The sequence below is a fragment of the Roseomonas sp. TS2 genome (assembly GCF_058833935.1).
Window position 1 is genome coordinate 25,017 of the sequence record NZ_JCACVY010000023.1, and the last position, 11,735, is coordinate 36,751.

Sequence of the window (11,735 nt, forward strand, 5' to 3'; positions counted from 1 at the left end):
TCAGACCTCGACCTGCCAGAAAAGCGGGAAGCTGGACTGGATCATGTTCCGCAGCCGCGCCCGGTAGCCGGCGGGGCGCGAGAACTGGCCCCACATCACGCTCGGCACCAGTTCGTAGGCGGCGATCTGGATGCGCTCGGCCACCGCCCGGCGCGCCGCGAGGTCGGGCGCGCGGGCGTAGTTCCGCAGCAGGCCGGTGATGCGCGCATCGCAGCTGCGGCCGGGATAGTCGGCGCAGTTGTTGGCGACATAGAAGTGGTTCAGCGGCGAGACCATGTCCACGCCGTTGGCGTAGACGGGGAACAGGCTCCAGCCATCGGGCTTGGCGCGGCGTGCCAGCACCGTGCCCCAGTCCATCACCTGCTCGTCCACGGTGAAGCCGGCCTTCTTCATGTTCTCGGCCAGCACATGCCCGGCGGTCTGCGAGATGGAGCCGGAGACCTCCAGCATCACCACCGGCTCGCCCTTGTAGCCGGTGCGGGCCAGCGCCTGCTTCGCGGCCTCTGGATCGAAGCGTGCCACATCGCTGCCGGCGGCGGTCTCCAGCGGCGCGTCGCACATCCAGAAGGAGCGGCAGTTCTCCACCCGGAACCGTGGCGGGATGCCGATGGCGTCCAGCACCTGCTTCTGGTCCACCAGCTTCCACATCACCTGGCGCACCGCGGGGTCGGCGAAGGGGCCGCTCGCGTGGTTGAGGCGGAAATTGCCCTGGAACATGTCGATGCCCTTCAGCTCCATCAGCCGCAGATCCCGGTTGCGGCCGAGGACGCCGAGGAAGTCGAAGGGCAGGTACTGCATGTAGTCGATCTCGCCGGCGATCAGCGCGTTCACGCCGGTGGTGTCGTCCGGCATGGTCTTGAGCACCAGCTCGTCGAGCTTCACCACCTTGCCGCCCGCCAGGAAATCGGCCGGCTCGCCGCGCGGCACGTAGCGCGCGTTGCGCCGCAGCACCATGCGGTCGCCGGTGCGCCACTGCTCGCGCACGAAGCTGAAGGGGCCGGAGCCGGTGATCTCGGTGATGCGCGCGTCGCCCTCGGGCAGGATGCGCGCGGGCATGATGAAGGGCACGGGCGCGTTGGGCTTGCCCAGCACCTCCAGCATCAGCGGGAACGGCTCCTTCAGCGCGATGGAGAAGCGGCGCGCATCCTCCGCCCGCATCTCCCGCATCGCCGCCAGCAGCATTCGGCCGAGGCTGTCGCGCACCGCCCAGCGGCGCAGCGAGGCGACGCAATCGGCGGCCGTGACCGGCGCGCCGTCATGGAAGGCGAGCCCGTCCCGCAGGGCGAAGCGCCATTCCAGCCCGTCCGCCGAGACCTCGTGCCCTTCCGCCATCTGCGGCCGGATCGTCCCCTTGGAATCCTGCGCGAACAGCGTGTCGAACACGTGGTAGCCGAAGCTGCGGGTGATGGCGGCGGTGGTCGCGTGCGGGTCCAGCACCACCACTTCGGATTCCAGCATCACGGTGATGGCGCCGGCCGCCCGCGCCGGGCGTGGCGTGCCGAGGATCGCCGGCACGGCAAGGGCTCCGGCCGCGAGCAGGGCACGGCGGGAAATGTTCGGATCGACCATGGGCGCCTCCTGTCTGCCGGAGCGGCTTGTCGGCTGTTCTGGCCCGCTCGCGGAACATCCTAGGCCATCGGTCTTCCCGTGCAAGATATGATATATCAGGATGCGGCCATCAGGTCCGGGTGCCTGTTCAGGCATCCCGGCGGCCGTGCCGCCGGGCCTGTCGTGGCATCCTCCGCCCCGCGCCGGACCCGGCGCCAGGGCGCCTGCGATGTCCCTCAGCTGCGGACGAGCGGGCAATTGCCCTCGCCCATCGGGCGGAAGGCTTCCGCCGCCGGCACGGTGCCGACGAGCTTGTAGTAATCCCACGGCCCCCGGCTCTCCTCCGGGCGCTTCACCTCGAACAGATGCGCCGGATGGATCTTGCGCCCATCGGCGCGCAGCGTCCCGGGGCCGAAGCAATCGTCATCGGTGGGCATGGCCTTCATCCGCTCCACCACGGCCCGGCCGGAGGCGCGCGCCGCGTCGGGGCCCATATCGGCCACGGCCTTCAGGTAGTGCAGCACGGCGGAATAGGTGCCGGCATGCTCCTGGTTGGGCCAGTTGGTGGGCGTCTTGTCGCGCACGCGGCCGAGGAAGGCGCGGGTGCGGTCGTTCAGGTCCCAGTAGAAGGTCTCGTTCAGCAGCAGGCCCTGCGCGGCGGGCAGGCCCATGGCGTGGATGTCGCAGATGAAGGCGATCAGGGCGAGCATCTTCTGCCGCCGCGTCAGGCCGAATTCCTGCGCCTGCTTCATGCAGTTCACCGTGTCCGCGCCGGCCGTGGCCATGGCCACCACCTTGGCGCGCGAGCTCTGCGCCTGCACCAGGAAGGAGGAGAAGTCGGCGGTGCCGGGGAAGGGAAAGCGCACGCCGCCCAGCACCTTGCCGCCGGCGCCCTGCACCGCCGCCGTGGTGTCGCGCTCGAGCTGGTGGCCGAAGCTGTAGTCGGCGGTCAGGAAGAAGAAGCTGTCATTGCCCGCCCGGACCGAGGCCTTGCCCACCACGTTGGCGCACATCCAGGTGTCGTAGGTCCAGTGCACCAGGTTGCTGGTGCAGCGCTCGCCCGTCAGCACGGCGCTGGCCGGGCCGGAGGCCAGCACCACCTTGTCCTTCTCCTGCGCCAGGTTGGCCACGGCGAGGGCGACCGCGCTGTTGTTCACCTCCGTGATCGCATCCACCCCGTCCTGGTCGAACCAGCGGCGCGCGATGCCAAGGCCCACATCGGCCTTGTTCTGGTGGTCGGCCTGCAGGATCTCCACCTTGATGCCGCGCGTATCCAGGCCGAGATCCGCCACCGCCTGCCGCGCGCAGACCACCGAGGTGGGGCCGGAGGTATCCCGGTAGGGGCCGGAGAAATCGGCCAGCACGCCGATGCGCAGCGTCGGCGCGGCGCCCTGGGCGCGGGGCCGCGCCGGCAGGGCGGAAAGCGCAGGCAGGGTGGCGCTGGCGGCCATCAGGCCGCGGCGGGTGAACATCCTCATCCGATCCTCCATGCCGCCCGTCATGGCGCGGGCGCTTGCGCCGCATGATGCGGACAGCGGGCGACCCGGCGCAAGCCTGCCGGCGCCCCCCTGCGCGGCGCGGCCTTTGCAGCGCGGCCGGCTCTGGCTACTGCTGCGGGGCGGCGCCCCCCATTCCGGGCGAGAAGCGCCACAAGGGGTTGGGTCTATCGCCGTGTCCGCATTCCTGCGCCTGGGCCTGATGCCCACGGGCGCCGCCGGCGGCATCGCCATGATGCTGCTGGGCGTGCTGCTCTTCGCCGTCAACGACACGCTGGGCAAATGGCTGGTGGGGGCCTACACGGTCGGCCAGCTGCTGCTGGTGCGCAGCATCGCCGGGCTCTGCGTCATGGCGCCCTTCATCCACCGCACCGGTCCGCACGCCTTCCTGCGGCCGCCGCGGCCCGGGCTGCAGCTGCTCCGCGTGCTGTTCTCGACGCTGGAGACCTCGCTGTTCTTCTGGGCCCTCGTCGCGCTGCCGCTCGCGGAGGTCATGACCTACTACATGGCCGGCCCGATCTACGTGACCGCCCTCTCCCCCTTCCTGCTGGGCGAGCGGGTGGGCTGGCGCCGGTGGACGGCCGTGACGGTGGGCTTCGGCGGCGTGGTGCTGGCGCTGCATCCCTCGCCGGACTCGCTCTCCCTCGGCGCGGCCTGCGCCCTGGCGGGCAGCTTCAGCTATGCCTGCTTCCTGGTCGCCACCCGCAAGCTGGCCGGCACGCGCGGCACCGTGCTGATGACGGCGCAGCTGCTGGCCGCCCTGCTCTTCGGCGCCGTGCTGGTGCTGGCCCAGGGCTGGACGCCGCCCGGCGCCATCGACCTCGTGCTGATGCTGTTCCTCGGCATCGGCTCGCTCGCCGGCAATCTCTGCGTGAACCAGGCGCTGCGGATGGCGCCGGCCTCGGTGGTGGTGCCCTACCAGTACACGCTGATCCTCTGGGGCATGCTGTTCGGCTACCTCTTCTTCGGCGAGGTGATCGGGCCGCTGACCCTGGCCGGGGCCGCCATCATCATCGGCGCCGGCCTGTTCATCTTCCTGCGGGAGCAGCAGCTGCGCCACGAGGCGGGCGCGCCCTGACGAGGGGCGCGCGGGCCTTCAGCCGGCGCCGCCGCCGGCCCGCCGGCCCGCGCCCCGCCAGAGGAAGGCGGCGCTGACCAGCCCGAAGGCCGCGAGCTGGGCGGCCATGAGGAGGAACGCCAGGCCGTAGCTGCCGCTCCAGTGCACCACCAGGGTGAAGAGCAGGGGCCCGAAGATCGACCCGATGAAGCCGAAGAGGCTGGCGGCGGAGGTCACGTCGCTCACCTGGTGCAGGGGCGCGACGCGGGCCAGCTCCGCGATGTGCACGCCGTTCCAGCCGATGGCGGTCAGGCCCGCCAGCGCCGCGCAGCCATACAGCGCCCAGGCGCCATGGCCCCCGGCCACGACCAGCAGCCCCACCGCCAGGGCCGAGGCCCCCGCCTGCAGCACCAGCAGCCGCATCGCATGGCCCGTGCGGTCCGCCACCCAGCCCATGACGATCCGCCCCACCATGCTGGCCCCCTGCATCAGCGCGACGATCAGCCCGGCCTCGGCCAGGGAGGCGCCGTGGCGCGTCACCGCATAGGTCGCGGTGAAGGCCGTCAGGCAGGACTGCATCATCGAGAAGGAGGCGCCGAGGGCCGTCAGCATCGGCAGGGAGGGATGCGCGCGCAGCACGCCGACGGAGCCGAGCATCGCCGCCGGGGAGACCAGCGCGCGGGCCCAGCCCGGATGCCCCGTGCCCCTGTCCTCGTCCAGCCGGCGGCGGAAAGCCTGCACCAGCAGGATGGTGAGCAGGATCACGCCGATGACCACGCCCAGGGTGGCAGGCAGCCCGTGCCGCAGCACCAGGGGCGCCACCACCAGCCCGGCCAGCGCGCCGCCCAGCGGGACGCCCGCCTGCTTGATCGAGAAGATCAGGGTGCGGTGCCGGGGGGGTGCCGTGCGGATCAGGATCTGGCTGCCCGCCGGCGTGTTGGGCCCCAGGCCGAAGCCGATCGCCAGGGCGCCCAGCAACCCCAGCAGGCCGAGCGGCTGCGACAGCACGAACAGGCCGGCCACCATGCAGGCGAGGCCGATCTGCAGCGTCCGGACCGGGCCGTGATGGCCGAGCATCGGCCCGCCACAGGCCAGGCTCCAGCAGATGCCGACCGAGGTCATGGCGGAGACGAGGCCGATGCTCTCCGGCGGCAGGCCGGCGCGGGCCATGAGGGGCGGGCCGAGCAGCGGAACGACAAGGCTGGCGAAGGAGCTCACGGTCTGGACAATCAGCGTCGCGGCAAGGGCGCTGGCCCATAGCGGCATTCTCAAGATCGTTTTCACTCCCTGTCGGCCCGCCGCAGGGCGGCTGTTCCGCCGGCGGCCCTCGCCCATGGCCGTCTGACGAGATACCGCGCGCAGCCGGAGCGGCCTAGGCCTCCCCCGCCCGGCGCAGAAGGGGTGCGCCGGGCCGCCGGATTTGCGACGCTGTGCCCGCCATCCCGGCAAGACGGAGGACACCATGCAGGTCGCGGTCTTCAGCACCAAATCCTATGACCGCCGGTTCCTCGACGCCGCCAACGCGGCGGCGGGCCAGCCCCACGCGCTGCGCTACCTGGAGGCGCGGCTGACGCGCGACAGCGCCACCCTCGCGGCCGGCGCCGAGGCCGTGTGCGCCTTCGTCAACGACGAGCTGGACCGCCCGGCGCTGGAAGCCCTGGCCTCCGGCGGCACAAGGCTGGTCGCGCTGCGCAGCGCGGGGTTCAACCATGTCGACCTCGCCGCGGCCGCTTCGCTCGGCCTCACCGTGGCGCGCGTGCCGGCCTATTCGCCGCATGCCGTGGCCGAGCACACCGTGGCGCTGATCCTGTCGCTCAACCGCAAGATCCACCGCGCCTATGCGCGGGTGCGGGAAGGGAACTTCGCGCTGGAGGGGCTGCTGGGCTTCGACCTTCGCGGCCGCACGGCCGGCATCGTCGGGGCCGGCAAGATCGGCCTCGCCGTTGCGCGGATCATGGCCGGATTCGGTTGCCGCGTGCTGGTGCACGACCCCTACCCCTCCCCCGAGCTGGCGGCGATCGGCGCGACGGTGGCGCCGCTCGAGACGCTGCTGGCGGAGTCCGACATCGTGTCGCTGCACTGCCCGCTGACGCCGGACACCCGCCACCTGATCGACCATGCGGCCATCGCCCGCATGAAGCATGGCGTCATGCTCATCAACACGGGGCGCGGCGCGCTGGTCGATGCGCGGGCGCTGATCGAGGGGCTGAAGAACGGGGCGATCGGCCATCTGGGCCTCGACGTGTACGAGGAGGAGAGCGACCTGTTCTTCGAGGATCTGTCGGACCAGATCCTGCAGGACGATGTCTTCGCCCGGCTGCTCACCTTCCCGAACGTGCTGATCACCGGCCACCAGGCCTTCTTCACCGCCGAGGCGATGCAGGCCATCGCGCACACCACGCTGGAGAACCTGTCCAGCTTCGCGGCGACCGGCAGGCCCGTCCACGCGGTCGCGCCACCGGCCTGATCCGCGGGCGGCGGCCCCGCCTTGCATGCCCGGCCCCGCATGCCCGGCCTTGCATGCCTGGCTCAGCCGCGCTCCGGCTGGCCGGGCTGCCCGGCTCGGGTGGGGGGCGGCCAGTCTTCCATCCCGCCCGCCGGCAGGGCCGGCCGCTCCGCCAGCGCCTCGGCCAGGGCGATGCGATTCCGGCCATTCCGCTTGGCGTGGTAGAGGGCGCCGTCCGCCGCCTTGACCAGTTGCTCGGCGGCCATCAGGCCGCTGCCATGGCTGGCCGTGGCAACGCCGATGCTGACCGTCACCACCCGGAACGGCGTGTTGTCCTCATGCGGCCATTGCAGCCCCTCGATGGCGGCGCGCGCCGCCTCGGCCATGCGGGCCGCGCCGGCGCTGTCCGTGTCCGGCAGGAGGAGCACCATCTCCTCCCCGCCATAGCGTGCGGCGAGGTCGGCCGGGCGGCGCGCCAGGGTGGACAGCGCGTCCGCCACCGCCTTCAGGCAGCAATCGCCCTGCGGATGGCCATGGCGGTCGTTGAACGGCTTGAAGCGGTCCACGTCCAGCAGCAGGAGCGACAGGGCGCCGTCGCCGCGCACCATGCGCCGCCACTCGCGCTCCAGCGTCTCGTCGAAGGCCCGGCGGTTGGCGAGGCCGGTCAGGCCGTCGGTGCTGGCCAGCCGATGCAGCTGCGCCTCCCGCGCCTTGTGCTCGCCGATGTCCCGGGCGACGATCACGGCGCCGTCGGGCCGGCCGGTGCGGGGGTCGCGCATGGGGTGCAGCGCCAGTTCGGCCCAGACCAGCGCACCGTCGCGCCGGTGCAGGCGGAGGGTGTGCCGGGTTGGCGGCAGCCCCTCCGAGACCATCCGCAGCAGTGTCGCCTGTATGGTGCCGCGGTCCTCGGCGGCCACGAGGTTGGGCATGAACTGCCCGGCGATCTGCTGCGGCTGCCAGCCCAGCCAGGGCTGGATGCCCGGCGAGACATAGCGGATGATGCACTGCATATCGACCCGCATCGCCACATCGCTTGAGTTCTCCGCCAGCGACCGGAAGCTGGCCTCGCTTTCCGCCAGTGCCTGGGCCACGCGGTGCCGCTCCAGGGCGCTGCGGGTCAGCCGGACGCCGAGAAAGGCGAGCAGCAGGATCAGCCCGCCGGTGATCATGGCCCGCTTCGCCAGATCGTTCCGCCAGCCCGTCAGCACGTTCTCGACGGAGAGCGAGACCACCAGCAGGATCGGATGGTTCTCGGCCCGGTGGAAGGCGCCGATGCGCTTCACGCCGTCGATCGGCGAGATGTAGCGGTCCGGCTTCTCCGGCCCGTCCTTCCCGGATTGCAGGATGTCCTGCCGCAGCCTGCGGCGGCCGATCAGGTCGTCGCGCGGCGGATGGCGGACCAGCACGGTGCCGTCGTCGCGGAACAGGGCGACGGTGCTCTGCGGCCCCAGGCCGAGCCACGCGTAGTGCGCGACGAAATGGGCCGTCTCGATGGTGGCGACGGCCACCCCGGCCAGGCTGCCATCGGGGCCTTCGATCCGGCGCGAGAGGGTGAGCATCCACGCGCCCGACGCGCGGTCGCGCACGGGCAGGCCCAGATAGGCCACGCCGCCGCCCGCCGCACCCTGGTGGAGGAATTCGTCGCGCTCCGCCGGGCCGGCATCGGCGCCGGGATGGGACGTGGCGAGCAGGGCGCCGTCCGGGCCGTGGATGGAGAAGCGCAGGCCCCGCTGCAGCATGGTGGCCCGTCGCTCCAGCAACAGGTTCAGCCGGCCGAGGGCCGGAAGCTGCAGGCCCTCGCTCCGGGCGGTCTCCACGAGGCTGACCAGCATGACATCCGCCAGGCTCAGCATGTCGTCGGCATGCTGCACCAGCGCGCGGGCCAGGCTGGTGACCGAGGCCTCGGCCTTCTGCAGCTGCTCGGCACGGGCGCGGACGCTGTTCAGGGTCTCGACCCCGAGCAGCGCCAGGCAGGCCAGCATGCCGAAGGCGGCCATGCGCAGGGGCAGGCTCCCGGCCGCGCCGTGCAGCCTGGAAGCCTGGGCCTTGAAGGGCAGGAGCAGACGCAAGGTGCGGCCTCGACAACCCGGGGAGTGACCGGCGCAGACTAGACCGGCTCCCCCCGCCCGTGGCCGCGGCCGGTGCCTCGATTTTGCCCGCCGGCCCCTGCCCCGGCGCCGGGGCGGCCGGCGCGGGACGCCCAGCCCCGCATTTCTGCGGTTTTGTTTTCCTTTGTCACCGGTCTAGTCTGCGTCGCAGGCCATCGGACGTATGGCCATCTGATAATATGGGAGAACGACCATGGATCGCAGGACGCTGCTTGGCGCCACGCTGGGAGTCGCGGGGGGGGTCACGAGCTTCGCCATCACCGGGCGGGCCCAGGCCCAGGCCATCACCCTGAACGGCGCGTCGCAGTTCAATGACGAGCACGCCTTCACCCGCTGCATCGTCCGGTTCGAGGAGCTGGTGAAGCAGTATTACGGCAAGCCCATCAACTTCATCCTGCACAAGAACAGCAGCCTGGGGCTGGAGAAGCAGTACTTCGAGTACATGGCGCAGGGCCGCGCGGTGGATTACGGCATCGTCTCGCCGGCGCACATGTCCACCTTCTCCCGCGCCGCACCCTTCATCGACGCGCCCTTCCTGTTCCGCGACCTGCCGCACTGGAACAAGGTGCTGGAGCAGGACATGCTGAAGCCGATCGCCGAGGAGGTGGAGAAGCGGGCGCGGGTGATGCTGGTGGGCTATGCCGGCGGCGGCGTGCGCAACATCTTCGCCAGCCGCCCGGCCGGCAACCTGGAGGCGCTGCGCGGCATGAAGGTGCGGGTGCAGGGCGCGCCGATCTGGAGCCGCACCTTCGCCGCGGCCGGCATGTCCCCCACCGTCATCGCCTACAACGAGGTCTACAACGCCATCCAGAACAACGTCATCGAGGCGGGCGAGAACGAGGCGGCGGGCGTCGAGCAGATGCGCTTCTACGAGGTGGCGCCGCACCTCTCGATGACGCAGCACGCCATCACCATCCGCCCGCTCTGCTTCTCCGCCGTCACCTTCGCGCGGCTGCCGGCCGACCTGCAGGCGGCCATCCGCCGCGCCGGGCCGGAGGCCGCGGCCTATGGGCGGCAGATCGAATCCACCGAGGACGGGCAGAAGATCGCCGCGCTGGAGGCCGCGGGGCGGCTGAAGCGCGTGCCCTTCACCGACCGCGACGCGCTGCAGCAGAGGGTGTCGCCGGTGCTGGCCACCTACGCCAAGGAGATCGACGCGGAGGCCATCCTGCGCCGCATCGCCGACGTGACGAGCTGAGGGACAGGCCGCAGCGACCCTTGCCCTCCAGCCGGACGAAACGATGACTGAACCAAAACGGGCGGGGCCGCTGCGGCGCCTCGCCGACGCCTATGCGGCGCTGCTGCGGGGGCTGCTTGGCCTCAGCGTGCTGGTGCTGCTGTTCCCTGTCACGCTGCAGGTGTTCTCGCGCTACACCGCTGTCATCCCGCACTACATCTGGACGGAGGAGATGGCGCGCTTCGCGCTGGTCTGGATGGTGATGCTGGGCGCCATCCTGGCGGTGCGCGAGGGCACGCACTTCATCGTCGACGTGTTCCCCGTCCTCTCCCCGCGCGCGACGGCGCTGATGGAGCTGGTCTCCGGCAGCTTCGTGCTGGTGATGGCCGGGGTGTTCCTGTTCTGGGGCTGGGAGTTCACCGAGTTCGCCTTCTACCGCATCAGCGAGATGGCGGAGTTGCCGCTCTGGCTGATCCATATGGCCTGGCCGGTGGCCGGTGCTTCCTGGCTGCTGTTCATGGGGCTGCGCATGGCCGACGCGGCGCTGCTGCTGCGGAGGCGGGACGCATGAACGGGGCCGTCCTCTCCTCCGGCACGGCGGCGGCGCTGATGTTCGGGGTGTTCTTCGGGCTGATGGCGCTGCGCGTGCCGGTGGCCTTCTGCCTCGGCCTCGCCTGCCTGCCGATCATGCTGATCGAGCCGCACCTCTCCCCCGCGCTGATGGTGCAGGAGACCTTCAACGCCTACAACAGCTTCATCCTGCTGGCGGTGCCCTTCTTCCTGCTCACCGCCAACCTGATGAATGTCGGCGGCATCACCGACCGGCTGATGCGGCTGGCGCGGGCGCTGGTCGGGCACTTCCCCGGCGGGCTGGCGCAGATCAACGTGGTGCTCTCCTTCTTCTTCGCCGGCATCTCCGGCAGCTCCACCGCCGATGCCGCCAGCCAGGGCAAGATCTTCATCGAGGCGCAGCGCAAGGAGGGGTATGACGACAGCTTCTCCGTCGCCATCACCGCCGTCTCGGCGGTGCTCGCCGTCATCATCCCGCCCTCGATCCTGATGATCGTCTGGGGCGGCGTGCTCAGCGTCTCGATCGGCGCGCTGTTCCTGGCGGGCGTGGTGCCGGGGCTGCTGATCGCGGGGGTGCAGATGGCCACGGTGCACACCTACGCCAAGCTGCGCGGCTACCCGACCTATCCGCGCTCCACCCTGCGGGAGCTGGGCGTGGCGCTGTTCGTGGCGCTGCCGGCGCTGACCACGCCCTTCATCATCATCGGCGGCAAGCTGTTCGGCTGGTTCACCGCCACGGAATCCGCCTGCATCGCGGTGCTCTACGCCGGCGCCCTCTCGCTGCTGGTCTACCGCGAGATGGACATGAAGGGGCTGTGGGCGGCGCTGCTCGATTCCGGGCGGCTGGCGGCGGTGGCGCTGTTCTGCGTCGGCACCGCCAGCGCCTTCGGCTGGCTGCTGGCCTATTACGAGATCCCGAAGGTGCTGCTGGCCGGCGTCGAGGCCTGGGGCATGGGGCCGCTCGGGGTGGGCCTGTTCATCGCCGCGGTGTTCCTGATCACGGGGTGCTTCCTCGATGCCATCCCGGCCATCATCATCGTCGGCAGCATCCTGCAGCCGCTCACCGTCTCGGTCGGCATCGACCCGGTGCAGTTCGCCATGATCGGCATCGTCTCGCTGGCCTTCGGGCTGGTCACGCCGCCCTATGGCCTCTGCCTGATGATCGCCTGCTCGGTGGCGGGGATGCGCATGGCGGATGCGCTGAAGGACACCTTCATCATGCTGATGCCGATGCTGGCGGTGCTGCTGCTGATCATCGCCTGGCCCGGGCTGGTGCTGCTCCTGCCGAGCCTGGTTTCGCCGGAATTCCTCAACTGAATCCGGGAGGGGGCCG

The 11,735-nt window shown here is 71.1% G+C and carries 9 protein-coding genes; 5 read left to right on the forward strand and 4 right to left on the reverse strand.

Annotation, left to right across the window (positions count from 1 at the left end):
• Complete coding sequence (locus ACZJYS_RS06605) at nt 1-1,569, reverse strand: ABC transporter substrate-binding protein (RefSeq protein ID WP_493176622.1); 1,569 nt, start codon at nt 1,567-1,569, stop codon at nt 1-3.
• A gap of 215 nt (nt 1,570-1,784) precedes the next feature.
• A complete protein-coding gene (locus ACZJYS_RS06610; protein WP_379633319.1) occupies nt 1,785-3,020 on the reverse strand; it encodes an ABC transporter substrate-binding protein in 1,236 nt (411 codons plus the stop codon).
• 199 nt (nt 3,021-3,219) lie between these two features.
• On the opposite strand from ACZJYS_RS06610, the gene ACZJYS_RS06615 reads away from it, so the two are divergent.
• Entirely contained in the window at nt 3,220-4,122 is a 903-nt protein-coding gene (locus tag ACZJYS_RS06615) for a DMT family transporter (RefSeq protein WP_493176625.1), read from the forward strand.
• 18 nt (nt 4,123-4,140) lie between these two features.
• On the opposite strand, the gene ACZJYS_RS06620 is transcribed toward ACZJYS_RS06615, so the two are convergent.
• Nucleotides 4,141-5,319: an MFS transporter gene (locus ACZJYS_RS06620; RefSeq protein ID WP_493176627.1), complete on the reverse strand. Its 1,179-nt coding sequence runs from the start codon at nt 5,317-5,319 to the stop codon at nt 4,141-4,143.
• Between the two features lie 244 nt (nt 5,320-5,563).
• Here ACZJYS_RS06620 and ACZJYS_RS06625 point away from each other — a divergent pair, with 244 nt between their 5' ends.
• Entirely contained in the window at nt 5,564-6,568 is a 1,005-nt protein-coding gene (locus tag ACZJYS_RS06625; RefSeq protein ID WP_493176629.1) for a 2-hydroxyacid dehydrogenase, read from the forward strand.
• 62 nt (nt 6,569-6,630) lie between these two features.
• On the opposite strand, the gene ACZJYS_RS06630 is transcribed toward ACZJYS_RS06625, so the two are convergent.
• Entirely contained in the window at nt 6,631-8,616 is a 1,986-nt protein-coding gene (locus ACZJYS_RS06630) for a sensor domain-containing diguanylate cyclase (RefSeq protein ID WP_493176631.1), read from the reverse strand.
• 232 nt (nt 8,617-8,848) lie between these two features.
• On the opposite strand from ACZJYS_RS06630, the gene ACZJYS_RS06635 reads away from it, so the two are divergent.
• The 3 genes from ACZJYS_RS06635 to ACZJYS_RS06645 are packed head-to-tail and all read left to right on the forward strand — an operon-like array spanning nt 8,849 to nt 11,719.
• On the forward strand, nt 8,849-9,853 hold the full coding sequence (locus ACZJYS_RS06635) for a TRAP transporter substrate-binding protein (RefSeq protein WP_493176633.1): 1,005 nt from the start codon (nt 8,849-8,851) through the stop codon (nt 9,851-9,853).
• Nucleotides 9,854-9,896: 43 nt separating this feature from the next.
• The gene (locus ACZJYS_RS06640) at nt 9,897-10,403 is read left to right on the forward strand and encodes a TRAP transporter small permease (RefSeq protein WP_109516170.1); all 507 of its coding nucleotides are present in this window, start codon (nt 9,897-9,899) and stop codon (nt 10,401-10,403) included.
• The gene (locus ACZJYS_RS06645) at nt 10,400-11,719 is read left to right on the forward strand and encodes a TRAP transporter large permease (RefSeq protein ID WP_493176635.1); all 1,320 of its coding nucleotides are present in this window, start codon (nt 10,400-10,402) and stop codon (nt 11,717-11,719) included. Before ACZJYS_RS06640 ends, ACZJYS_RS06645 begins: the two co-directional genes overlap by 4 nt.
• Nucleotides 11,720-11,735: the final 16 nt, after the last annotated feature.

What these genes read in the sequence shown, in the direction of transcription:
- ACZJYS_RS06640 (WP_109516170.1), top strand. Translation starts at nt 9,897, where the DNA reads ATGACTGAACCAAAACGGGCGGGGCCGCTGCGGCGCCTCGCCGACGCC.
- ACZJYS_RS06645 (WP_493176635.1), top strand. Translation starts at nt 10,400, where the DNA reads ATGAACGGGGCCGTCCTCTCCTCCGGCACGGCGGCGGCGCTGATGTTC.
- ACZJYS_RS06610 (WP_379633319.1), bottom strand. Translation starts at nt 3,020, where the DNA reads ATGTTCACCCGCCGCGGCCTGATGGCCGCCAGCGCCACCCTGCCTGCG.
- ACZJYS_RS06605 (WP_493176622.1), bottom strand. Translation starts at nt 1,569, where the DNA reads ATGGTCGATCCGAACATTTCCCGCCGTGCCCTGCTCGCGGCCGGAGCC.
- ACZJYS_RS06635 (WP_493176633.1), top strand. Translation starts at nt 8,849, where the DNA reads ATGGATCGCAGGACGCTGCTTGGCGCCACGCTGGGAGTCGCGGGGGGG.
- ACZJYS_RS06625 (WP_493176629.1), top strand. Translation starts at nt 5,564, where the DNA reads ATGCAGGTCGCGGTCTTCAGCACCAAATCCTATGACCGCCGGTTCCTC.